This window comes from Bacteroidota bacterium, assembly GCA_016699695.1.
Lineage (GTDB): Bacteria > Bacteroidota > Bacteroidia > Bacteroidales > UBA10428 > UBA10428.
The window spans coordinates 825,318-851,047 of sequence record CP065006.1; the positions used below are offsets into that span (position 1 = coordinate 825,318).

Annotated in this window: 18 protein-coding genes, 1 tRNA gene and 1 pseudogene; 15 read left to right on the plus strand and 5 right to left on the minus strand. The window is 41.2% G+C overall.

Features of this window, described 5'->3' with window-relative positions; all coding sequences use genetic code 11:
• Positions 1-6 precede the first annotated feature (6 nt).
• From IPM71_03435 to IPM71_03465, 7 genes and pseudogenes are all read left to right on the plus strand, one after another.
• On the plus strand, positions 7-900 hold the full coding sequence (locus IPM71_03435) for a DMT family transporter (protein QQS51789.1): 894 nt from the start codon (positions 7-9) through the stop codon (positions 898-900).
• Between the two features lie 68 nt (positions 901-968).
• On the plus strand, positions 969-4,061 hold the full coding sequence (locus tag IPM71_03440) for a gliding motility-associated C-terminal domain-containing protein (protein QQS51790.1): 3,093 nt from the start codon (positions 969-971) through the stop codon (positions 4,059-4,061).
• A complete protein-coding gene (locus tag IPM71_03445; protein QQS51791.1) occupies positions 4,062-4,982 on the plus strand; it encodes a type IX secretion system membrane protein PorP/SprF in 921 nt (306 codons plus the stop codon).
• 73 nt (positions 4,983-5,055) lie between these two features.
• Positions 5,056-5,886 (plus strand): endonuclease/exonuclease/phosphatase family protein, encoded by an 831-nt coding sequence (locus IPM71_03450; GenBank protein QQS51792.1) that lies wholly within the window; start codon positions 5,056-5,058, stop codon positions 5,884-5,886.
• 458 nt (positions 5,887-6,344) lie between these two features.
• Complete coding sequence (locus tag IPM71_03455; GenBank protein ID QQS51793.1) at positions 6,345-6,947, plus strand: hypothetical protein; 603 nt, start codon at positions 6,345-6,347, stop codon at positions 6,945-6,947.
• 110 nt (positions 6,948-7,057) lie between these two features.
• Positions 7,058-8,218 (plus strand): annotated as a pseudogene (locus IPM71_03460) (IS4 family transposase).
• A 10-nt stretch (positions 8,219-8,228) separates the two neighbouring features.
• Positions 8,229-8,666 (plus strand): hypothetical protein, encoded by a 438-nt coding sequence (locus tag IPM71_03465; GenBank protein QQS51794.1) that lies wholly within the window; start codon positions 8,229-8,231, stop codon positions 8,664-8,666.
• 187 nt (positions 8,667-8,853) lie between these two features.
• Here IPM71_03465 and IPM71_03470 read toward each other — a convergent pair whose 3' ends face one another.
• Both IPM71_03470 and IPM71_03475 read right to left on the minus strand, forming a co-directional pair.
• Positions 8,854-9,357 (minus strand): hypothetical protein, encoded by a 504-nt coding sequence (locus IPM71_03470; protein QQS51795.1) that lies wholly within the window; start codon positions 9,355-9,357, stop codon positions 8,854-8,856.
• A gap of 182 nt (positions 9,358-9,539) precedes the next feature.
• A tRNA-Met gene (locus IPM71_03475) sits at positions 9,540-9,616 on the minus strand.
• A 243-nt stretch (positions 9,617-9,859) separates the two neighbouring features.
• Between IPM71_03475 and IPM71_03480 the strand changes: the two genes are divergently transcribed.
• The 6 genes from IPM71_03480 (at position 9,860) to IPM71_03505 (ending at position 17,095) form a co-directional block, all read left to right on the plus strand.
• A complete protein-coding gene (locus IPM71_03480) occupies positions 9,860-10,231 on the plus strand; it encodes an SRPBCC domain-containing protein (protein QQS51796.1) in 372 nt (123 codons plus the stop codon).
• A 52-nt stretch (positions 10,232-10,283) separates the two neighbouring features.
• Positions 10,284-12,341 (plus strand): LptF/LptG family permease, encoded by a 2,058-nt coding sequence (locus tag IPM71_03485; protein QQS51797.1) that lies wholly within the window; start codon positions 10,284-10,286, stop codon positions 12,339-12,341.
• 46 nt (positions 12,342-12,387) lie between these two features.
• Positions 12,388-13,584 carry a glycosyltransferase gene (locus IPM71_03490; protein ID QQS51798.1) on the plus strand — a complete coding sequence of 399 codons (1,197 nt, stop codon included), beginning with the start codon at positions 12,388-12,390 and terminating at the stop codon, positions 13,582-13,584.
• On the plus strand, positions 13,584-14,753 hold the full coding sequence (locus IPM71_03495) for a glycosyltransferase family 2 protein (protein ID QQS51799.1): 1,170 nt from the start codon (positions 13,584-13,586) through the stop codon (positions 14,751-14,753). The genes IPM71_03490 and IPM71_03495 overlap by 1 nt, the downstream gene beginning before the upstream one ends.
• 116 nt (positions 14,754-14,869) lie before the next feature.
• Positions 14,870-16,114: a bifunctional 3,4-dihydroxy-2-butanone-4-phosphate synthase/GTP cyclohydrolase II gene (locus IPM71_03500; GenBank protein ID QQS51800.1), complete on the plus strand. Its 1,245-nt coding sequence runs from the start codon at positions 14,870-14,872 to the stop codon at positions 16,112-16,114.
• Between the two features lie 15 nt (positions 16,115-16,129).
• The gene (locus IPM71_03505; protein ID QQS51801.1) at positions 16,130-17,095 is read left to right on the plus strand and encodes a methionyl-tRNA formyltransferase; all 966 of its coding nucleotides are present in this window, start codon (positions 16,130-16,132) and stop codon (positions 17,093-17,095) included.
• On the opposite strand, the gene IPM71_03510 is transcribed toward IPM71_03505, so the two are convergent.
• The 3 genes from IPM71_03510 to panB all read right to left on the minus strand — a co-directional run bounded on the left by IPM71_03510 (position 17,081) and on the right by panB (position 19,856).
• Positions 17,081-18,124, minus strand: coding sequence for a glucosaminidase domain-containing protein (locus IPM71_03510; GenBank protein QQS51802.1), 1,044 nt, complete (start codon positions 18,122-18,124; stop codon positions 17,081-17,083). The two genes, IPM71_03505 and IPM71_03510, sit on opposite strands and share 15 nt — an antisense overlap.
• Before the next feature lie 164 nt (positions 18,125-18,288).
• The gene (locus IPM71_03515; GenBank protein QQS51803.1) at positions 18,289-18,969 is read right to left on the minus strand and encodes an RNA pseudouridine synthase; all 681 of its coding nucleotides are present in this window, start codon (positions 18,967-18,969) and stop codon (positions 18,289-18,291) included.
• 71 nt (positions 18,970-19,040) lie between these two features.
• Positions 19,041-19,856, minus strand: a complete 816-nt coding sequence (panB, locus tag IPM71_03520; protein QQS51804.1) for a 3-methyl-2-oxobutanoate hydroxymethyltransferase — start codon at positions 19,854-19,856, stop codon at positions 19,041-19,043.
• Positions 19,857-20,186: 330 nt separating this feature from the next.
• Between panB and dnaK the strand changes: the two genes are divergently transcribed.
• Positions 20,187-22,097 carry a molecular chaperone DnaK gene (dnaK, locus tag IPM71_03525; GenBank protein QQS51805.1) on the plus strand — a complete coding sequence of 637 codons (1,911 nt, stop codon included), beginning with the start codon at positions 20,187-20,189 and terminating at the stop codon, positions 22,095-22,097.
• Positions 22,098-22,731: 634 nt separating this feature from the next.
• Positions 22,732-25,725 (plus strand): hypothetical protein, encoded by a 2,994-nt coding sequence (locus tag IPM71_03530; GenBank protein QQS51806.1) that lies wholly within the window; start codon positions 22,732-22,734, stop codon positions 25,723-25,725.
• Positions 25,726-25,730 lie beyond the last annotated feature (5 nt).

The following is a 25,730-nucleotide window of genomic DNA, read 5'->3' on the forward strand; positions in this document are numbered from 1 at the left end:
ACTTATATGTGGTTAATTCTTTCCTTCTTCTCCAGCATCTTTTTGGGCAGCTACGACTTATTGAAAAAATGGTCGTTAAGGGACAATGCTTTTATTCCTGTGCTTTTTCTGGCTACACTTACCGGAGCAATCGTTTTTACTCTGTTTGTTTTATGCTCGCACTTTCGGGTATTCGATGCCTCTAACCTGTTTTATGTTCCACCTGTTCCCCCGGAACAGCATGCCCTGTTTTTTCTAAAAGCTCTTATTGTGGGCATCTCGTGGTACCTTTCTTTTATGGCTCTTACCTATTTGCCCATCACCATTGTTGTACCCATCAGGGTTACCGGACCCTTTTGGGTGCTAATCGGTTCAATGATCATTTTTCAAGAGCGCTTTAATTCTCTGCAATGGGTGGGGATTATTACGGTGCTGGCGTTTTTTTACATTTTCTCTCTTGCAGGGCAGAAAGAGGGAATACGCTTTGTTAGAAACAAATGGATTTATGCCATCGTGGGCGCTACCATTCTGGGTGCCGTATCGGGTTTGTTCGACAAGCACCTTCTGATGCATTATAACCGGATGGCAGTGCAAGCATGGTTCTCGATTTACATGGTGGTTATCATGCTGCCTTTTCTTTTACTACTTTGGTATCCACGGAGAAAAGAATTGCCCCGGTTTCGATGGCGCCTGAGTATACCGGCCATAGGATTGGTATTAGCTACTGCCGATTTTTTGTATTTTATGGCTCTCAGCGATCCGGATTCGCTAATTGGCATTGTATCGCTGGTGCGGCGCAGCAGTGTAGTGCTTTCTTTTAGCCTGGGAGCTCTGATTTTTAAAGAAGGTAACCTTCGAAAAAAAGCCTTTGCACTTGCTGGCATATTGGTGGGTATGGTATTGTTAATCACTGGTTCCTAGTTGGAACCCTCTCTGCTTCTGTTGATAATAAATTCATCCATGCTATCAATATTTTGTATTTTTAGGCCGTGAAGAAAATTGCATTCTATATCTCTTGTTTTTTATTATCAGGAAGTTATTCAGGCGCTTATAGCCAATGCGACGACCTAAGAGGTGGTTTCGTTTCCAGTAGTGATACCACCCGTTGCATTGGCGAGCACACTAACCTCCTTCTCAGCAATTATGTTGGAGGTATCACCTGGGAATATTCTGAAACTGGCATCGAACCCTATAGTGTAATAAGTGGTGTAACAACTCCGGAAACTACCGTGTTTCCGACAGTAGATACTTATTACCGTGCCAAACTTAAAAGAGATGGTTGTGCCGATTCAATTTCAACTACTTTATTAATCGATGTATTAAATTCAGGGCTTACTGCTGTAGGGCAATCCAATGCTGCATGCGGTAAAATACTCTCGTTGAATGCGGAAACACCTTCCGGTTCCTGGTCATTCAAATCAGGCCCAAATTCAAATGTAATGTTCTCCAACCCACTTACCGATCCTGATCAAAATGTAGAAGTAGACACATTTGGCTTATACATTTTTGCATGGAATGTTTTAGGAGGTGCATGTGCAGCAGTGAATGTAACCAATTACGAACAAAACACAGCCCAGGCCAACAACAATCTGGAGCACTGCTGGTTGGCTTCTAAGCAATTTCCGCTTGAAGCAAGCCTTTCAAGGGCAGGTGCTACCGGCACATGGTCGGCGGTGGTGCCAAGTACATTGGCATTTACCGATGAAAACGACCCTAACACCTTGGTCACTCCAATAAATGTAGGTACTTATCAGGCTCGTTGGACCGAAACATATGGGGCGTGTATCGACGATACAGTAATTTTCCTTACAATGCAAAGGCAACCTGTGGCTTTACCTTCAATCCCTGCTCCGGTTTGCGATAGCATTCTCGTCTTATCTGCCACCGATACATGGGGCAATACCAACATCTGGAGGCAGCAAAGTGGTTCAGGCTTGCTGATTTTTAGCGACAGTACCTCTTTGTCTACTCAGGTAGAAGCCAGCAATTATGGTGCTTACTCTGTGCAACTGTTTTGTCAAAACTTTTTTTGTGAAGACGACTCCCTGATAACCCTCTCCTTTATAGAGCAACCACTGGCCAATGCCATTCCCACACCCGATAATTGCGGCGAAACAGCTCAATTGAATGCAAATCCATCGGTTGGTGAGGGTTGGTGGAATTGGATTACTGGCGTTGGCACTGCGGTTATTGCCGACAGCACTATCAGTAGTACTAATGTTGTCATTGATAATAATTATGGGCCATACACCTTCGCTTGGAACGAAAACAACAATGGCTGTACAGACAGCGACACCATCAGTTTTACATTCTTCGAGCAACCTGTGAGCAATGCCGGAGCACCCGATAGCCTGTGCAGCCTCAGCACCACCCTGGCCGCTACTCCCTCGGCAGGCACAGGAGAATGGAGACAGGTTGATTTAAGCCCCGGTCATCAGGTAAACTTTACTTTCCCCAGCCTATACAACACAACTGCAAATGCCAGCGACTTTGGCGTGTATACCCTTCAATGGAAAGAAGTCAACGCCATATGCGCAGATAGCGCCCAGATTGAACTTAGTTTCTTCAGAAAACCCAATGCCAACGCAGGCTTCGGCGGCGATACCTGCGGTTTGAACTTTAATCTTAAAGCCATTCCAAGCATAGCAGGTTCTGACGGATTCTGGTTCAAGCAAACAGGTCCGGGCACAGCTAATTTTACCCCTGATGATAGCACCCATAGCCTTGCTACCGTTACAGAGGTTGGCGATTACATGTTTAAATGGAAAGAAAACAATGCACTCTGCGAGGACTCTGCTTTTGTAGAAGTAACTTTCATTGAAAAACCTCTGTCAGATGCAGGTGAAGGTGGCAACGCATGCGGATTATCGTATCAGCTACAGGCAACACCCTCTGCTGACAATGCATTCTGGTTTGTGGCAACCGGACCAGACGGAGCTGTATTTCAACCTTCGGAGCAGCAGGCAAATGCCAATTTGGTTGTGGCTGACACAGGAATCTATCAGCTCACCTGGCGGGTCGACAATGGATCTTGTTCAACAGATTCCAGCATTACTGTGCATTTTTTCGAAATACCGGTAGTGGAAATAATGCCTGACGATAGCATTTGCGGCAATAGCACCCTGCTTACCTCCACTCAATCGATTGGCACAGGCACCTGGAGCCAGTTAAGCGGCACAGGCCAGTCTACTTTTACAGATTTTATTGCGGAAAGCACAAATGTTCAGGTAAATTCTTTTGGAAGCTATGTATTTCAGCGCAATGCCTTTAACGGTGTATGTGCCGATAGTGAAACCGTTGCTATAAGATTCCTTGAAGCACCCACAGCCAATGCAGGTACCTACAACTCCAACCAGTTATGTGGGTTCAGTTTTCGGCTTAATGCCACACCTTCGTCCGGCACCGGAAACTGGAGCCTAACTGCCGGAGCAGATGGAGCACAGTTTATACCCGATAACATTGCTCCTGATGCTGAATTTATCGCAGCCGAAGCCGGAAATTATTCCCTTCTTTGGACTGAAAGAAATGAAATATGCGAGGATACTGCCAATCTGATTATCGAACTCATTCTTAACCCAGTGGCCGATGCAGGGCCCGATCAGGAGCTCGACAATGAATTCGAAACTCAGCTCGATGCCACTCCTCTTCTGCCCAACGAGCAAGGTGCCTGGACCAGCCTGGGTGCAAATGCAATTTTTGGCAACAACAACCAGCCAAATACGGAGGTAAGTGGTTTGGTACTTGGGCAAAACTTTCTGGCATGGAGCATCGACAATGGTTTATGTTCCGATGCCGATACCATGCTCGTGATGGTGTATGACATTTTTATTCCTGATGTGATTACACCTAACGATGACGGCGAAAACGATTATTTTGTAATAAGGGGCGTGGACGAGGTGTCGCAAGTAGAGCTTTCGATTTTCAATCGATGGGGTTTGGAAGTTTTTTCAGATGGTAATTATAACAATTCCTGGAACGGAGTCAACAAATCGGGTGCAGAGCTCACTAACGATACCTACTTTTATGTAGCTACAATCGATAAGTCGAGAGTGTTGAAAGGTTTTGTGATAATCAAACGATAAATGCAAAAAAAGCTGCTTACCATATTATTTTTCATGGCACCACTGGTGGTTTATGGCCAGCTGCATAGCTTATCGAACCAGTATATTGTAAATGGCCTGGCGATTAATCCGGCCTATTCGGGTGCCGATGGGGCTCTGAGTGCTACCCTGATGTACCGAAATCAATGGACTGGTTTTACCGGTGCCCCAAAAACCATTACCGCTGCTTTGCATGCACCACTGCGAAACGAAAGGGTTGGACTGGGTCTAATGGTAGTGAACGATCAGATTGGCGTGAACAACCAAACCACCGTAATGGCCAATTATGCCTATATCATTGAGATGGGCGACGGTAAACTGGCTTTTGGATTCGGGCTTGGTATCAGCATGCTCAACGTAAGCTGGGATAAGTTGCAAGCCACCGACGAAAACGATAACGGACTGAATATTAGTCCGGAAAAACTCACCAATCCGAATTTCAGTGCAGGCTTGTTTTACCATAACAAGGAGTTCTTTGTGGGTTTCTCTACACCAATGTTATTAAGCTACAGCTACTCAGGTGAGAACGCAACCGACCTGGAACTGAAGAACGATTTTTCGGAATACAATTTCTACCTCACTTCTGGCTACAAACTCGAACTCAACAACGACTATACCTTCTTCCCTTCGATCATCATGAAGTTTAACCCAGGTGAAGCTTTTCAGGCCGATGTGAGTGCTCAGTTTATCCTGAGGAACAAGCTTTGGCTGGGACTCACTTACCGCAGCGTGGATGCATTGGTTGCCATTGTGCAGTTTCAGTTAACCGACCAGTTGCGCCTGGCATATTCATACGACACGGGGCTTTCGGGCAAATCAAGACAGATGGGAGGCTCGCACGAGATTATGCTCAACTACCTGTTTAACTACAACTCCAAAGTGGTAGGCCCCAAAAGGTTTTAAAATTTCTGTATATAGTTTTCGAGTTCCATGGAAACCAGAACAAAATAAATATCTCTAAAGTGTGTTGAATTAGATGAAAACATTTAAATGCCTGAGTCTTGCTTTGTTGTTCTTTTACTGTGCGCAGCTGCATGGACAAACAAGCGTAATGAGTTTTAATATTCGATTTAACAACCCAAACGACAACGAGAATTGCTGGGAATACCGCAAAGAAGAGATCGTAACCATGCTGGAATTTTATCATCCTGATATTTTGGGAATACAGGAAGGGCTCTATGACCAGGTTAGCTTTCTCGACCAAATGTTACAAAATTATAGCTATATAGGCGTTGGGCGTGACGATGGAAAAAAACAGGGTGAATTTGCTGCCATTTTCTTTCACAACACAAAATTTGAACTGCTGGAGACCAAAACCTATTGGCTTTCAGAAACCCCGGACACCATCTCAGTAGGCTGGGATGCATCGATGAAACGCATTGTTACCTATGGGGTATTGAGAGATTTCCAATCGATGGATACCTTGTATGTTTTTAATTGCCATTACGACCATATCGGTGAAATAGCCAGAAAAAACTCTTCGGAATTGATACTCAACCTGATTGAAAAGAAAGAACTGAGGGATAAAAAAATAATTGTAATGGGCGATTTTAACAGTGAGCCGGACTCCTATCCCATTAAGACTTTACAATCAAAACTAAACGACTCTTATCAGGCATCTGAGATTCCTGCCTATGGACCACAGGGCACATTTAACGATTTCGATACCAGCATGGTGCCACAAAGAAGAATTGACTACATCTTTGTAAAAAACATAACCGTAGAAAGTTACCTACACCTCGATGATCGTCGAATAAACAATTTATACCTGTCGGACCATTTACCGGTGATGATTAGGGTGAAATAACTTTATTCAGATAAGAGCCATAAAAGAACAATCGGTATTTTCGGTTGGTAACCCAAACCAGCATAGATTTTTAAGAAAAGGGTGAATTATCTTATTTTGTGAATTTAATTTATGAACTGATCCTATGCTTAAAATTAGATCCAAAATAACAAAACCTAAATCTATTCAAAATAGGATGATAATTACTGGCTAATAATAAATCATTTACAACCCAATCGGTTTATTATTGAGGTGCTTAGAATTAAAAATAAATATTTCTTTGCAGAAACAGAAAAATGTCGTTTATTTGAAATGTTTAATATTGTGATGAAACCTTAAGTCAGTTAAGCACAATAAGATAAGGAACAGAGTTAACTGTATTTAGTTAAGTCGAATATTACCTTACCGAATCGTAAAACTAAATATGCGTAAGCCGAAAAGCATAAATTAGAGTAGGCGATAATTCTATATTTAATCAAATGAAAACCAAACCATTTTATAAGTTCCCAATTCTATTAGGGCTGGCATTATTATCGATTTTTCAATCATGTGAAAAGGAAAATTCCAGCCAAATAAAAAATGAAGAAGATAATAAAGAAATATCTGATACAGTCATAATATATGAGGTGTTAATAATAGAAGAAGCTAACACAGAAAGTATTTTTCTAGGCGAATCATTTATAAAATCCCAGCTAGAGCAAGGTATGCTTAATTGCATCGGGACAGGTTTTGATTCAACAGAAAATACACAAGAAATTTCAATACTACAAAGTATACCAAGAGATTCTATATTGAAATTTACCCTTAACGAACAAAGTTTTTTTTTTTTTTCTTCGAAAATTTTAAAAAAAAAAAGGGGGGGGCTTTTCCCCCCAAAAAAAAAAAAAATTTTTTTTTCAGATTTTGTATTAAGTTATATTCCTGTAAACTCTCAAATTTCTACTAACCAAAAAAAATCTACTCTGTTTGTAAATCTAAAATATAAAAGGGTTCTGGGTAAAATTCAAATTGACATAGAGAATAAAGCTTTGAACGATTACCTTACATTTAGATCAAGCTTATTTGATAGTTTGGATCATTAGTGTCCACTATAAATTAAAATACGTTCTTTGAAATCGTTGTAGAATCTATATTTCAGGACTTTTTTGTTACGTGTCGATTTGAAATACTTAATTCGTGAAAATGTTATTTCATGAATCAAGGTAAGTATGTTTTTGCACAGATTATAGAGTTTCTGCCTAAGAGAGTTTTCGATTGTATTGTAGATCGTTTTTCCGCAGATAAAAATGTTCGTCATTTCAGTTGCTGGAATCAAATGTTATGCATGATCTTTGGGCAACTTACCAATCGAGATAGCCTCAGGGATTTGATTGTTGCTATTGAAGCCCATAGCAGGAAAACCTACCATTTGGGTTTTGGGAAAAGTGTTACCCGCAGTAATCTTTCAAAAGCCAATGAAAATCGAAACAGCAAGGTATTTGAAGAATTTGCGTATTATCTTATTGATGTCCCCCAAAAAAAACGCAAAAATGAAAATTTTGAAATTAAAGGAAAAGTTTATGCCTTTGATTCTTCCACATTGATTTATGTTTAAATGTGTTTTGGTGGGCGAAATTCCGCAAAGCAAAAGGAGGTATCAAACTGCATACACTCTACGATATCACTACTCAAATTCCGGCCTTCATTCATATTACTGCTGCAACGGTAAACGATGTCAATGTTATGGATTATATTCCTTATGAGGGGGGTGCAACTACATTTTCGACCGTGGTTATGTCGACTACAGCCGGTTATATAAGATAACGCTGCTTTCTGCCTTTTCGTAGTCCGTGCAAAGTCAAACCTTCAATTTAAAAGAATTTATTCTCAAAAGATTGACAAGACCACCGGGGTGCAAAGCGACCAAATTGGTAAACTGACAGGGTTTTATGTCTCAAAAGATTACCCTGCTAAATTGCGAAAAGTGAAATACTACGATAGCGAAATGAATCGCACCTTTGTATTCCTAACCAACAATATGACGCTTACCGCTCAGGAAATCGCACTTCTTTACAAGAATCGTTGGCAGGTAGAACTATTTTTCAAATGGATAAAACAGCATCTTAAGCTAAAATCCTTTTGGGGTAACTCTGAAAATGCTGTCCGTATCCAAATTTATACCGCAATCATCACATATTGTTTGATTGCAATTGTAGGCAATGATCTCAAAATAGACCGTTCAACCTACGAAATATTACAAGTTTTAGGAATCTCTCTACTGGACAAAACTCCTGTAAAAGAGCTATTTACAAATATAGATTACAATGATGTCAAAGAACTTGATTATAAACAACTGTCACTCAGCTTATTTTAAGTGGACAGTCATGAGTTTGGATAATGATGAAATAACTATATCTGCCGAAAATTTTAAAAATACTTATGGCGATTTATACTGCAATGCTATCACAATAGGTGTGAATTTAAATGTTGAATTTGAAATAAATGAGGTTATTTTTGATGTTGCTAAGCAAACCGAAATATTGGAGGAAGCGTCTGACTTGTTCTCTGATTACATAAAAGGTTATTCTACCTGGGAAGAATTGAGTAAAGAGAGTTCATTCTTTAGACAGTCGAGTATTAATAGTATGAATAGGAGCGGGATTCCAAGAATCTCAATATTTGATGATGCTGTTCAAAACATCGTATATCTTGATAGTATATATAAAAATATGGACTTTGGAGTTCTATCAATGCATTACAAACCTTATTCGCATTTATACCCAAAATTTGACTTTTATTTTAATAGCATTGATGCAAAATAAATTAACATCAGTTAAACTTGAGTTCGCTGAAATCTAATTCATTCCCTTTTCAAACCAGCGTAGGAACCTTTAGACAGTCACAAATTTTAGATAAATCCTAATGTTGTATTTAGTACAATTGATGCTTAAAAAAAATCCGGATAGAAGAATCTACTCGGATTTTTTTATCTATTTAAAATGGTGTAATTTATTTCGAACATTCCATTCTCACGGTCTCCACAATAGTTTCAGGGTCTTCATCGAAATTCCAATCTTCTTCGTATTCATCAGAATAACTCATTACAAGCTTGCTGGATGTAAGCTCTTCAACCTGCATGGTAACCTCATCTTCAGTGCCTTCATCCAGAATAATTGCGTTTCCTGAACCCCATTCCCAAGTTCCTGGAAATTCATCACCATCTACAGTTGTCAAATAAGTGCCATCTGAGTTAATGTCAAAGGTTCCAGTAATATCTGTATCAACCATTTCATCAATTTCCTCTTGTGTAAATCCCCACTCATCCATTAAATACTGAACATAATTCTTGCCATCGACAGTTAGACTCAATGTTCCGTTGGTAATGGTCCATTCGCCAACTATTTCGGCCTTAATAACTTCCTTTTTATCCTCGTCTTTCTCACAAGAGGAAAGAGAAAACAGCATAAATCCTAAAAGGAGGACGTTGATGGTTAAAAATTTTAGATTCTTCATGTGTTAAGGTGTTAGTGAATAATAGTATATAAAATTGAATTTCATTCCTGCAACTACGCTCTATTCTATTCAATCAACCTCACCTGTGTACGAATATTAAAATTAAATCGTTACATCCGATTGATTTTTCGTTGATATTATTAACAAAAAAAGGAACCCTTTTTCGAAAGTTCCTTCTTTGCTGGTAGCGAGAGGCGGGAATGATCCGCCGACCTCATGATTATGAATCATGCGCTCTAACCATCTGAGCTACCTCGCCAAAAAAAATATACTGTTTTCCGCTTACAACTATGGGTTCTGTATACATCAGAAAATCTCATGCTCCCATCCGGAAAAAGCGGTTGCAAAGATAAATTTCTTTTTGATTGTTTTGCAATAATTTTTGGTTTGGCCTTTAAAAAAAATAAAAACACCTATTTTTGCCGCCGATTGATGAGCACATTTGTAATCGAACGCAGCATTTAATATCTTGCAGCTTTTACGACCGATTAAGTAAATTTACATGAAAGAAAAGCTGGTACTGGAGTACTCTATAAATTCATCCCCAAAGGTTCTGTTTTCGCGATTCAGCACTCCGGGCGGCCTGGCCGAATGGTTTGCCGACGATGTAATTCTCAAAGGTAGTTTGTACATTTTTATCTGGGATGGAATGGAACAAAAGGCTGAAGTAGTGCAGAAAAAAGAAAATAGATACATCCGGTTTAAATGGATAGACGATCCGGAAGCCTATTTTGAGTTCCGCATTAATGTAGACGAAATTACCAAAGATGTAGCCCTTGTAGTAACCGATATGGTAGAACCCGATGAGTTCGAAGACACCACCGAGCTATGGAACACACAAATTACAAGGCTAAAACAAGTAATTGGACTTTAAACTTATCAGCTTTTTACTGGCTCCGGTTTTTGTGCGATAAAACTTACCAAGCGTGAAAAAATTACACTTATTAATACTTCGTTCCTTTATCGGGCCTTTCTTTCTGATCTTTTTTATCGTGCTATTTGTTCTGTTGGTGCAGTTTCTCTGGCGTTACATCGACGAATTGGTAGGTAAAGGGCTCGACACTAAAACCATTGCCGAACTCATGCTTTATATTTCGGCGAGCCTGGTTCCTATGGCTTTGCCCCTCTCCATACTGATGGCATCGCTCATGACTTTTGGTAACCTGGGCGAGCGCTACGAGCTTACTGCCATTAAAGCCTCTGGAATTTCACTTCAGCGTATTATGAGGCCCCTTGTATTGGTTGTACTGATATTAAGTATTGGCGATTTCTTTTTTGCAAACAATGTGCTCCCCTATGCCAACCTGCAAATGCGATCGCTCATGTACGATATCCGGCAACAACGCCCCGAACTGCAAATAAAACCCGGCGAGTTTAACAGCCTTATCGACGGATACAGTATCAGGGTGAAAAACAAAGACCCTAAAACCAATGTGCTTTACGGACTCACCATTTACGATCATTCGTCGGGCCATGGAAATACTTCGGTAACACTTGCCGATTCTGGCACCATGCTAGTCACTGCCAACGACAAACATTTAATTATTACCCTGTACAATGGACATAGCTATAACGAATTGTACGATTCGAAGAAACCTCAAAGGATGCAAAGCTATCCGCACCGTTACGATAAGTTTAAAGAACAACAAATTATCATTGAATTAAAAGGTTTCGGGTTGCAACGCACAGACCAGAGCCTTTTTAAAAGTCACTACTCGATGCTTAATCTGAAGCAACTGAGGTATTATATCGATTCGCTGTCTCTTGAAATTGATGAAAGGAACAACCAGTTCTACCAATCTCTTCATAACGACTATTTCAAAATGCGAAACCCAAGAAGTAAGCGAAGTGAAAGAGAACCGGATGCTCTAATCATACCACAAGCTGAGCGTAATGCGATCGGCGGAAATAGACTTCAGCAAAAAAAACAAGCCCTCGACTCGTTGGCGAAACATGCTAAAAAACCTGAACGAATAGATTCTCCGGACTCCATAATTGCCGAGGTTAGTATCCCTGTTATTCTTTTCGATACAGACAGCCTTTTTAACACCTTCACCCTTCAGGAGAAAAGCCGCATCACATCGGCTGCTTTGTCTGCTGCCAGAACCACCAAAAACCTGGTCGCCAATTCGCACCAAACACTCGAGTTTAAATTCGAAAACCTGCGCCGATACGAGGTTGAATGGCAGCGGAAATTTACTGTTTCCATTGCCTGCCTGCTTTTTATGTTTATTGGTGCCCCTTTAGGTGCTATCATACGTAAAGGTGGACTAGGCCTTCCGATGGTAATATCCGTAGTGTTTTTTATTCTGTATTATGTACTCTCGCTGATAGGTGAAAAGTTGGTGCGTTCGAGTGTTTGGACAGACGAACAAGGCATGTGGGCAACATCGGTATTGTTTGCAGTAATTGGTGCCTTTATAACTTATAAAGCCACCACCGATTCATCGATATTTAACCTCGATACTTATAGTAATTTCATAAAAAAAGTATTTGGCCAGCGTTATAATGTAGTCGACATGGTGCATATAGATGTAATGGACGATACCATTCGGACTGAAGCTAAAACCGAAAACATGTATTCTTCGCTGTTTAGCCTCAACGATAGCATCGAACAGCTGCTCGAAACACATAAATTTAACGTGCCGGACATAATCATCGACATGTTTTCTCCCCAAAACGATTCTGAACTAGTCATATTCGAGAGACTTTATTACAACACCTTTGCCTCTATAATTAACAGCAGTGTTTTTCACAACAAAAGCATCAGGGCTAAAATCTATGAGTTTCCGGCCATGAACATAAGCGAGTTTCAGGATCCGATAGCAAGGCAGTATGGGTTAATTATTCTGGCCTGTCTGCCTCCCTTTACCTTGTTTGTGGCAGCGCGTCATATTATTAAATTAATAGTACTGCGCTCGAAGCTAAAACAAATCAAGCGACTGATTCCGGAATTGGGCACTTCGCTTAAAATTAATACCTAGCAGTTATTATTTTGAAACGAGCATGATTCGTTAAACAAAAACAAGGATGAAAATACTACAGGTTTGCAACAAAGTACCCTTCCCACCCAAAGATGGCGGTTGCATAGCCATTTACAATATGGCTTTGGGACTTTCGCAGGCCGGTCATGAGGTGGATATTCTCGCCATCGAAACCCATAAACATCCCAACACACTTACTTCGTCTGAATTGGCAAACAGGCTGAGCATGCGAAGCATATTTGTCGATACAACCATCTCAGTACCCAAGGCTTTTCGCAATCTCTTACTTTCAAAAATACCTTACAATGCCGAACGCTTCATCGACAGCAGATTTCGTGCAGAGCTCATAAATATGCTTCAGGCGAAAAAGTACGACATTGTTCAAATCGAAGGTCTTTACATGATGGCTTATCTTGAAGATATCCGTGCAAATTCGCAAGCTAAAATAAGCCTTCGCTCACATAACATCGAAAACGAAATATGGTATCGTTTGGTTGAAAATGAACAATCGTTTTTTAAAAGGCATTATTTTAAAATTCTGGCGAAAAGGGTCGAAAAATACGAACGAAAGGCCATTAATAAATACGATTACCTGATACCCATCACATACCGCGACGCGGTAGAATACCAGAAATACGGGAACAAGAAAAACTACAGGGTAATTCAAACCGGCATTCCGGAAAATCACATTGCCGATGGGCTTAAAATTCGAAAAAACCGAAAACTCTATTTTCTGGGCTCCCTGGAATGGTTGCCAAATCAGGAAGGGGTACATTGGTTTGTGAAAAATGTATGGCCTATGCTGAGTTATCAAAGCTCTGACATCGAATTTCATGTAGCAGGCCGAAATGCTCCAGAGTGGTTTCCTAAAACCATCGACAAGCCGGGTATCTTTTTTCATGGCGAGGTAGAAAGCGCCACTGATTTTGCGAATGAGTATGACATTATGATTGTGCCTCTTTTGTCGGGAGGTGGTATGCGGGTAAAAATTGTAGAAGCCATGGCATTAGGCAAAATTGTGGTTACCACACCCATTGGGGCCGAAGGTCTTGATATCATTCCAAACTACCATGCCATCGTGGCAGAATCGCCTGAGGATTTTGCCACAGGAGTGCAGATTGTGCTGGAGAACACCGACTTCTTTATCAAACTGGGCGAAAATTCTATTCGGTTTATACGAAACAATTATACCAACAAGGCACTGGCCGAAGACCTGGTAAAATTTTATCTTACTAACCTCTGATGCTGGAAATACTATTTTGGCTGTTGGCCGGCATCTTGTTTTACACCTATGCCGGATATACATTGGTATTACTTTGCCTAAGGCTTTTTAAGAAAAACAGGCCTCCCAGGCTTCCTTCCGACGATAATTTTCCGGAGGTGAGTATGGTCGTGGCAGCCTATAATGAGGCTGCAATTGCTCAGCAAAAGATCAACAACTGCAGACAACTCAATTATCCAAAAGAGAAACTTCAGATAATTTGGGTCACAGACGGGTCAGACGATGGCACTGAAAAAATTATCGCCGCCAACCCCGATATGATCTCTCTTCATTCTGGGGAAAGAAAAGGAAAAACTGCTGCAATTAACAGAGCCATGAAGTTCGTAAAAACACCAGTCACTGTTTTCTCCGATGCCAATACATTTTTAACCGCCGACTCAGTAAAATGGCTTGCAGCCGCACTTTCTGATAAGAATGTTGGTTGTGCCGCCGGTGAAAAGCGCATTGTATCCCATCAAAAAGATACCGCTACTGGCTCAGGCGAAGGATTTTACTGGAATTATGAATCGTTCATAAAAAAACTTGAGTCTCATACAGGATCAACCCTATCGGCCGCAGGTGAAATCTATGCCATTAAAACAGAATTGTATTCCCCTCCCGCCGAAAACACTGTCATCGATGATTTTGTAATTTCGTTGCAGGTGGCTTTGAAAGGCTACAAAATTTCCTACGTGCCTCAAGCATTGGCTACCGAGCAACCTTCGGCCTCGATTGGCGAAGAAAGTAAAAGAAAAATCCGTATTGCAGCCGGGGCCTTTCAGGTACTTTTTAGCTGGAGCCGGCCATTGAATATTTTCAGATACCCCATGCTGGCTTTTCAATACATTTCGCACAAGGTGTTTCGCTGGCTTCTGGCACCACTGGCAATTCCTTTTCTGTTTGTGGTTAACCTGCTACTCGTAATAACCGGAGAGACAAATACTTTTTACCAGGCAATTCTTACAATGCAGACCATCGTATACCTACTTGCATTGTTTGGATACTTGATGCGCAAAAATCAACTTCGATGGAAGGGATTCTTTTTACCCTATTACCTGCTAATGATGAACTATGCCACCCTCTTAGGTTTCTACCGCTACCTTAAAGGTTCGCAACATGCTGCCTGGGAAAAGGCTAAAAGAAAGGAATAGTTGGTATTAAACTTATGATACATCAGAAAAATGCACTGGCATGACATATTTGTGGTGGATTTTTTAATACAAATCTTACTTTTGCCAATTGATTTGGAATTATTTCAACATACAGAATGCAAGATAACATCGATATTGTAAACCGATTAAACACCATCGAAGAGGCTATTCAGGATATTCGAAACGGTAAACTGGTAATTGTTGTAGACGACGAGGATCGCGAAAACGAAGGCGATTTTGTAGCTGCTGCTGAACATGTAAGCCCAGAAATGGTGAACTTTATGGCCACCTATGGACGCGGACTCATCTGCTGTGCCATTCCGGAAGACCGCTGCAATGAACTTGAACTTGACCTTATGGTGCGCACCAATACTTCTTCGCATGCAACACCCTTTACTGTTTCAGTGGATTTGTTAGGTCCTGATTGCAGTACCGGAATTTCAGCAAGAGACAGGGCTAAAACTATCAATGCCCTTGTCGATCCGCATACAAAACCTCAGGACCTGGGACGGCCTGGCCACATTTTTCCGCTCAAAGCCCGCACAAGAGGTGTTTTAAGAAGAGCAGGCCATACCGAAGCTGCTGTGGACCTGGCAAGACTTGCAGGATTAAAGCCCGGTGGTGCCCTGGTAGAAATAATGAACGAAGATGGCACAATGGCCCGTATGCCTGAACTCATTGCCATCGCCAACCGCTTCGACCTTAAAATTGTAACCATTAAAAGTCTGATCGAATATCAGCTCCGCCGGGACAGTATTATTATTAAAGGAGAGCAGGCAAAACTACCTACCGAATTTGGCAATTTTGACATCATACCCTTTATTCAAAAATCGAATGGCCGCGAGCATGTGGCACTGGTCAAAGGTCGCTGGAACAAAGGTGATTCAGTGCTCGTAAGAGTGCATTCTTCCTGCATGACTGGCGACATCTTTGGTTCGTATCGCTGCGACTGCGGTCCACAACTACACGAAGCTATGCGTTTGATCGATGCCGAAAAACGCGGCGTAATTGTTTACCTGATGCAGGAAGGAAGAGGCATAGGTATTTTTCATAAAATCCATGCCTATAAACTTCAGGAAGAAGGACAGGATACTGTTGAAGCAAATATAAGTCTGGGGTTCGAAAGCGACGAGCGCGATTATGGCGTAGGAGCATGCATTTTACACGAATTGGGACTAGGCAAAATAAGGCTGATTACCAACAACCCTGTAAAACGGGCCGGACTTGAAGGATATGGACTTGAAATTGTAGAAAACATACCCCTGATTATTGAGCCTAACGAACATAACAGGCGCTACCTCGAAACGAAAGAGGTAAAAATGGGGCATTCGTACAAGCTTAGCAAGCAAAACAAAAAATAGTAAATCGTATTAAGAATGGCAATACGTGTGGTTTTTATGGGCACCCCTGAATTTTCTGTGGCCTCGCTCAATGCCATTGTAAAAAACGGAATCACCCTGGCTGGAGTTGTAACCGCACCTGACAAACCTGCCGGTAGAGGAAAAAAGATCCAGAGCCCCGCGGTTAAGGAATATGCACTTCAGCATGGTATAGCTCCCATTCTTCAGCCCACCAACCTCAAATCGGATGAGTTTCTAAGTCAACTAAAAAATCTTAATGCCGATTTATTTGTAGTGGTGGCATTTCGCATGCTTCCCGAAATTGTGTGGACCATGCCACCTATGGGCACCATCAATCTGCATGCCTCGCTTTTACCCGATTATAGGGGCGCTGCACCCATCAACTGGGTACTTATCAATGGGGAAAAAATTACCGGTGCCACTACCTTTTTTATTCGGCACGAAATCGATACCGGTCATATCATCGATAGCTGCGAGGTGGAAATTTCAGAATCGGACAATGCAGGCAGCCTGCACGATAAATTAATGCTTTCTGGCGCTGAACTCCTGGTGAAAACCATTCGTGCTATCGAATCTGGAACGGCAAAGGCTATTCCGCAACAAAGCCTCTCTGAAGGTTTGAACTTACACAGTGCTCCAAAAATATTTAAAGAAAATTGCCAGATCAACTGGAACCAGCCCGCCGAAAAGGTAAATAATTTCATCCGTGGGTTAAGCCCCTACCCTGCTGCATGGACAAGATTTACAAGTACAGAAGAAGAAACTCTTGACGTGAAGATATTTGATGCCATTGCAGATTACAATCAAGCCATTGGCGCTCCGGGCAGCATTGATTATTCGATACCTGGCCGGATTCGCATTTGTTGCAGCCAGGGAAGCATTGTGGTGCATAGCCTTCAGGTGGCAGGAAAAAACAAAATGGATGCTGCTTCTTTTCTCTTAGGGTTCCACAAAAAAGAAAAGTACTCACTCGCTGTCTAAATCATATATAATCTTAAATTCGGTAGAATCCTGCGTCTGAAAAAGCTGAACCTTTTTCTCCGGTTCAACTTCCTCTTTAGAGATTTCAGGTCTTGCTTCCACTTTCGGTTGCGAATTCACAGTAGATTTCTTGTTGAGCAGCAAAAGTGTGCCCGGTGAAGGTTCAGTACCTTTGGGTAAGCTATTTCTTTCGCGAAGCTTTTGCTCTTTTATGGCATATTCCTGCGAGATGGTATATACTGTTTCACCTTCCTTTACCACATGACTTTTAGTATTGCCATAAGTACGATTGCGCTTAGGTTGAAGATAGACGCGCTGACCAGCAGAAATTGAATCATTTATGCTGCATTCATTATACTTTGGCAATTGCCAGTCGAACAGTTTAAGCTCCTGAGTGAGTGAGTACCATGTGTCGCCAGAACGGGCAACGACGTATTTGACACGATTGTTGTAATGCACTTCGCGAAGTTCACCTTCGGCTAAAGAATCCTTTGTGCCTTTTTTGCCTGGGGAAGAAAGCACCTGGGTGTCTAGCTCGTATAGCTTATTCTCTTCGATAATTGTAATAAGTGCTTTGTCGTAAGTAGGGCTTGTGGCGTAACCTGTCTTTTTTAATCCTTTTGCCCAGCCTTTGTAGTCGTCGGGGGCTAGCTCAAAGAGTTCGGAGTATCGTTTTGTAGAGGTTAAAAAATCCGAATGGTCACGATAAGATAGCTCTGCCGATTTATATTTGCGAAAGCACTCATTGCGGGCATCGTCGTTGTGTCGAATTGTGGCCCCTGTCCAATTATGGCATTTAATTCCGAAATGATTATTTCCTTTTACCGCCAGAGAACTATTGCCATTGCCCGATTCGAGCAATCCTTGCGCCAGCGTAATACTTGCAGGTATACCAGAGCGACGCATTTCGTCCATGGCCAACTCTTTATAGGTATCGATGTATTCCTGACGGGTAATTTTCGTCCCTTTCTGCGCCTGCAGCATGGCCACCCACATAACTCCGGCCAGCATAATTTTTAATTTCCTCATGTAAAAAGATAATTCATGTTGCTTGCTAAAATAAACCTTTAAACCTGCCGGATTATTTCAATTTATCAACATCTTTTCTTTCTGGGCGAGGATTGATAGGAGTTTTTCGTTAATTGAATAGATGTAATAGAAAAGGAAACTCAAATAAGAATAATCGTTTCACCCTACTTAAAAAGGTTCCAAAGCTTTTCGGTGACAGGTGTGGAGGCAACCAGGTCAACTGGTTCATTTTTTACAGGATGAATAAACTCTATCCTTCGGGCATGCAAGGAAATACCTCCATCTTCATTCGAGCGATCGTCGCCATATTTCAGGTCGCCTTTAATGGGGCAACCCATACGGGCAAGCTGAGCCCTGATCTGGTGATGCCTGCCTGTTTTCAGGTTCACTTCGAGCAAATAGTAACGGTCGGAATGTCCTATAAGGGAATAATGAAGTTCTGCCCGCTTAGAATCCTTCACCGCTTCGTCGTAGCAATAAGATTTATTCTGCTTTTCGTTTTTCTTCATGTAACATACCAGCGTATCAGATTCTGCCGGTGGCCTATTTCGTGTAATGGCCCAATATGTTTTTTTTATACCTCCCTCACTAAACAATTTGTTAAGTCTTGCCAATGCTTTGCTGGTGCGAGCAAACAACACTACACCACTCACAGGTCTGTCGAGCCGATGCGTGACCCCCAGAAAAACTTCGCCTGGTTTATTGTATTTTTCTTTCAGATAGCTTTTAAGCCGTCTGTCCAGCGAAGCATCGCCGGTTTTATCGCCTTGAACCAGGTCGTGATTGCCTTTGTTTACAGCAATAATGTGGTTGTCTTCAAATATTATATCAAGATCGGAACTCATAAAAACAGATTAGAGCTTATTATCTTTTAGAAATAAGCCATGTAATAGAAACTCAGATGGTCTATATTAAATTAGTATTGCTCGCGCTCGTTAGGAAACTCCTGATTCTTTACATCGCGGATGTAATTCTCTACTGCTCCTAGAATCTCCTGGTGAAGGTTATGGTATCTGCGCAGAAACCTCGGAGAAAACTCCTGGGTAATTCCAAGCATGTCGTGCAAAACCAACACCTGTCCATCAACTCCCGATCCGGCACCTATGCCTATTACAGGAGTTTTAATCGACTTTGTCACTTCGGCGGCTAATTGGGCTGGAATCTTTTCCAGCACAATACCAAACACGCCAGCCTGATCGAGTAATTTAGAATCTTCTTTCAATTTAAGGGCCTCTTGCTCTTCGCGGGCACGCACCACAAAAGTTCCAAATTTATGAATGGCCTGAGGTGTAAGTCCCAGATGGCCCATTACCGGGATACCTGCCGAAAGAATTCGCTCCACCGATTCAATTATTTCTTTTCCTCCCTCTAATTTAACAGCGTGAGCACCGGTTTCTTTCATGATCCGTATGGCAGAATTCAGAGCTTCTTTGGAATTTCCCTGGTATGTACCAAAGGGTAAGTCTACAACCACAAGTGCACGCTTAACCGCCCTTACTACACCTGCCGCATGATAAATCATTTCGTTGAGGGTAATAGGAAGGGTAGTTTCGTTGCCTGCCATGACATTGGAAGCCGAATCACCTACCAGTATGATATCCACGCCGGCCTGGTCGACAATACGGGCCATGGAATAATCATAAGCTGTGAGCATGGAAATTTTTTCACCCCGCAACTTCATCTCATAAAGTACGTGGGTAGTGATCCTTTTTACCTGGCTGTGTATCGACATGTTGACGGATTATATTCGCTGCAAATTTGAGAAAAACTTTTAATACAGAAGCCACAACAGGATAAAAAGTAATACAGACAATTCTTTTGCCTCTATAACACTACCATCTTATCACTAGTTTATTCTGATTTATGGGTCAAATAGTCTTTTGTAATGCGAATCGGATGTAATGAAATGAGAATAATTCTGTCTTTTTGTCACAATAAAAATTGCTTGAAACAAGGACAGATTCATTTTTGTCAGCAAAATGGATAGGAAATTCCCTTGGCATAATCATTGACTAAAGGATGCCAATCAAACGAAATATTTAGTAAAATAAAATATCGAATCATGGGTAAAATAATTGGAATCGATTTAGGAACAACCAACAGTTGTGTATCTGTAATGGAAGGTAACGAACCTGTGGTGATTCCCAACAGCGAGGGAAAACGCACAACCCCCTCGATAGTGGCTTTTATTGAGAATGGTGAAAGAAAAGTGGGCGACCCTGCAAAACGTCAGGCTATTACAAATCCTACAAAAACCATCTATTCTATCAAACGCTTTATGGGTGAATCCTTTACCAATTGTACAAAAGAAGTGCAAAGGGTACCCTACATTGTAGAAAAAGGCGACAACAACACCCCTCGCGTAAAAATAAACGACCGACTTTACACACCGCAGGAAATATCGGCAATGGTTCTGCAAAAGATGAAAAAAACTGCCGAAGACTATTTGGGTCAGGAAGTAACGGAAGCTGTAATTACTGTTCCTGCTTATTTTAACGACTCACAGCGTCAGGCAACCAAGGAAGCCGGAGAAATTGCCGGGCTTACTGTAAAACGTATTATCAACGAGCCTACAGCTGCCTCGCTTGCTTATGGACTTGACAAGAAACACCACGACATGAAAATTGCCGTGTTCGATTTGGGTGGAGGAACTTTTGATATTTCCATTCTCGAATTGGGCGATGGTGTATTTGAAGTAAAATCGACAAACGGAGACACCCACCTTGGTGGCGACGATTTCGATCAGGTAGTTATCGACTGGCTGGCCGATGAGTTTAAAAAAGACGAAGGCATCGATCTTCGCAAAGATGCCATGGCTTTGCAGCGCTTAAAAGAAGCTGCGGAAAAAGCCAAAATCGAGCTTTCCAGCTCATCTTCTACAGAAATTAACCTACCCTATATTATGCCTGTTGATGGCATACCTAAACACCTTGTGCGTACACTAACCCGCGCAAATTTCGAACAATTGGCTGACAAATTGATCCAAGCCACCATTGAGCCTTGCAAAAAGGCCATTAAAGATGCCGGTTTATCGGTTTCCGATATAGACGAAGTAATTCTTGTGGGTGGTTCAACACGCATTCCTGCCATACAGGAAATCGTAGAGAAGTTCTTTGGTAAAAAACCTTCAAAGGGGGTGAATCCCGACGAGGTTGTCGCCATTGGTGCAGCCATTCAGGGTGGTGTGCTCACTGGAGAAGTAAAGGATGTATTGCTGCTTGATGTAACTCCTCTTTCTTTGGGAATCGAGACCATGGGGGGTGTAATGACCAAGCTCATTGAATCCAACACTACCATACCTACGAAAAAGGCTGAGACTTTTACTACTGCAGCCAACAATCAACCCTCTGTGGAGATTCATGTGTTGCAAGGAGAACGCTCCATGGCTGCCGACAATAAAACCATCGGACGTTTTCACCTCGATGGTATTCCACCGGCACCGCGCGGAATTCCTCAGATCGAAGTAGCTTTCGATATTGATGCCAATGGAATTCTCCATGTGTCAGCAAAGGATAAAGGTACTGGCAAAGAGCAGAGCATTCGCATCGAAGCTTCATCTGGCTTGTCGGATGACGAAATAAACCGTATGCGCCAGGAAGCCAAAGCAAACGAAGAAACTGACAAAAAAGCACGCGAACGCATTGATAAAATCAATGCCGCCGACAGCCTTATTTTCCAAACGGAAAAACAACTCACTGAATTTGGCGATAAGATACCGGCAGATAAAAAGTCGTCCATAGAAAAAGGCCTCGAACAATTGAAAGAGGCCCACAAAAAACAGGATGTTGATGCCATTGACAAAGCCACAGCCGAATTAAATACAGTTTGGCAAGCTGCCTCGCAGGACATTTACAATGCAAGTCAGCAAACGCAGAATGCACAGGCTGGTGACAATCCGCAAACCCAGCAGGCGGAAGGTCAAAAAGGAAAAGACCAGGAAGTGACCGATGTGGACTTCGAAGAAGTAAAATAATAACTTGTAATTTTTAGTTATAGTCCCTGCCATGAAAATGTGCAGGGATTTTTTATTTTCAAAGGGAAAATACTCAGTTAGTAAGTTTAGTTTCTGTCCTAAAAAGATTTCCAGGAAAATCTATTATATTCGACCCGGCTTCCAACTTGGGCTTTTTTAAAAAACCATCACGGCATGCATAATTTGTGCATGCCGTTTTTTTTAATTTAAATTACTACTCTTGCAAAATACTGAAATAGTGCTTATTAGTATTTTTTTTCTAAATTAAAAATAGAGTTTTTCGATTTCTAACCATACAGATTTGCAGATTTTGGATTATCTTTAATTCAACCTTAAGCAAACAAAGTTTAACTCAACTTTCACAATCTCAAAGATTTTATACTTCATTTTTTAATAGAGTTTATAAAGTTGAAATGCAATTGACTTCAACTTTAAAAAGTCAAATCATAAAAAATAATCCTTATTCTTCATATCGAGCGATATGAAAAAGTAAGTTTTAACCTCCTCGTTCTTTGAATTCTTTTTGATATCTACCTTCTCACAAGCTACAAAAAGCTTTCGCACAAGCCAAATTCAAATCTATTACTCAAAAAAACCACTTCAAATACTAAATAATACTTAAAACCAACCAATCATGGCAAACATCGAAAACATTTTTAGGTTTATTTCCCTAAGGCCGACAAGGCTTGAGAAAGAAAAAGGCAGGTTAAACATGCATGTTTATCAGCCTAATAGCAAATCAACATTTTACAACGAAATTAAAAAAGCTGTAGCTGCCGGAGCTACTATTCAGGAACTTTCTGCTATTGGCAGACGATACAAGAGCTCTTCCAATTATGTGAACAGCATGGACGCCATAAAATTCCCGGTGGAGGAAATGGCTGTTTGGATTTCAGAGAATGGAAACCAGAAGTTTACTAAAAATGATTTTATCGCTGTACTTGAAAAGATAGCAGGCAAAACCCTGGCTGCCCTTTTGAAGGATGCAGAATTTACACAAACCTATTTTCAACTATGCGATTCGGTTTTAGCTGATATTCTTTCCGGCACCATTTCTTCGGAAAAGGAAGAGAAAATTAATGCAATTAAAATTTTGTTTACGCTAAAATCGTTAGGCGATAAAACTTTAAAGCTGATTGATGATGAAGTGATCAATGACTTTTTTGGCAGAAGTACTGTAGTGTTTCCTTTATTAAAATCTTCCCGGAAGGAACCTGAGCCAATTGAACCACCAGCTCCGGATTTGGAAATTGACGAGAGGGAAAAAGAAAAAAACAAGAACAAAGAAAAGCTTCAACAGCTTGAATTAGCCCACCGCGAATTGTCGAACATGGCTCTGGACGAAAATTACAGGTTTGTACCGGAAGACCATAGTACCGAAAATGACAGAATCAAAGAACTGGAAAACCATATCAGTTTATTATCCAACCAATGCAAAGAACCCGCAGAGCAAAAAAATATTTTACTGTCCAGTTTCATCAGCAACAAGATTCATCCTGCACGGCAAGAATTTATTCTGTCTAACAAAGCTTTTAGTCAATTAAGTGATGGTTCGAAAAAAGTTCTTAATAGCTTCAAGCTTGAACCAGAAAAAATAAATCCAATAAAAGCTATCGGCAAAATTGAGGAAGAAATAAAATACATTCACAGCCATACAGAATCTGATTTTAGCTACAATAAAATGATTCCCGTTGGTGGCAACTATGTCGAAAAGAAAAAACTCATAGAAGCTTTTCAAGAAAAATCTGGCACCATCGCACAAGCGCCAAAAAACTTTGTTCAGAAATGTACCTTTAATACCGGAATTGGAGATTTACTCATTGTGAGACAAACTCTTAAGGCATATGAACTTGCAGAATTTGCCCATGTCGAAAATGCTCTGGCCGGTGAATTTCGCGAAAGGGTGCACAAACGTTTAGACCTTACGGAAGTAATCTCAAGCACAATTACAGAAACCGAAACCGAGAAAGAGCGAAACCTGCAAAGCACCGAACGCAACGAAATGCAAACTGAGGCCGAGAAAATTGTGGAACAAAAAGCACATGTCGATGCAGGGCTACAAGTGAGTGGCAGCTATGGGCCAAGCATAAGCTTTTCGGCGAGTCTTAATGCAGGCTTCTCCTCGTCAGTGCAGGAAACACAAAAAAAATCGACCTCCTATTCAAGAGAAGTCACTGAAAAAACATCAGAAAAAGTTAAAACCAAAGTAACCGAAGAACTCAGAAGAAGGGTGCTGAACCAGATAGAAGAATCGAATACTCACCGTCTGGATAATACGCTGGCCGGAGCCAAACACCTTAGAGGTATTTATCGGTGGCTCAACAAAATTTACGATGCACAGATCTTCAACTATGGTCAACGGATGATGTACGAATTTGTAATACCTGAACCAGCAGCATACTTCCTTTATGCCACTGTTGAAAACCCTCCAGCTGATTCGGAAATCATTAAACCCGAACTACCCACCTACCCGATTTACGGCAGCGCCCCTTTAAAACCATCAAACCTAACCCGCACGAATTACAACGATTATATAAGTAAATACAATGTTATCAATGCACCAGAGCCCCCATCGGCATTTAAGGTGAAATCCTATTTCGATAAGCAGGATGGCAGTTCGAATTTAAACATTGGCCGTTCTACTGCATTAGCCATCGATGATGGATATGAGGGATATGCTACCATTATAAAATCGGACTTAATATGGGAACGTGGTAAGGAGCATAGCTTTAGGGTGATGGTAGGCGATGCCAGCGCTGACAGATCAAATGTCTGGGGCGCCTCGTACCATTCATTCGGAAGGTCTTACCGCGGTGAAATTTCTATAGCAATAGAGTTAATGCAAATCTGGAGTTTTACCCTTGGCGTGGATGTTATTTGCCGGCTAACCGACGAATCATTTGCAAAATGGCAGCTTAAAATGTACAATGGCATCATGCAGGCATATCTCGATCAAAAGGCTTTGTACGATTCAAAATTGGCCCAAAAAGATATTCAAAAAGGTATTGAAATAGAAGGAAGAAATCCGATTGAAAACAGACGAATTGAGAAAGAAGAATTAAAAAAACTCATAGTAATGATTCTCACTAATTCGTCTTACTTGAATATAAATTCTTTTGCATCTTCAGTAGAACCAACCATGGATTTAGCAAAAGTGTGTCCGAATGGATCATACATCAGATTTTTCGAAAATGCTTTCGAATGGGAAAATATCCTTTACGTTTTTTACCCCTACTTCTGGGGCCGTCATGCAAAATGGATAAATGCTTTGCACTTAACCGACCCTGATCTCGATTTTGCAGCCTTTCTAAAAGCTGGAGCCGCAAGGGTCCAGATTCCGGTCAGACCAGGATTTGAAAAAGCCATCGCACTTTATTGTCAGACAGGAATTATCTGGAATGGCAATGATGTTCCGCTAATTGGTGACGACCTATATGTACCAATCATTAAAGAAATAAGCGAAAACCTGGGTAAACTCGACGATGGTGTGCCTTATCCTGAAGACTCCAAACCCTGGGAAGTTACTATTCCTACTTCGTTGGTTGTACTGCAGGATTTAGCAGAAATTCCGAATATCAGAGACATGATGACCGGAAACAACATCAATATAACTGGTGTAAACCCATAAGGTAT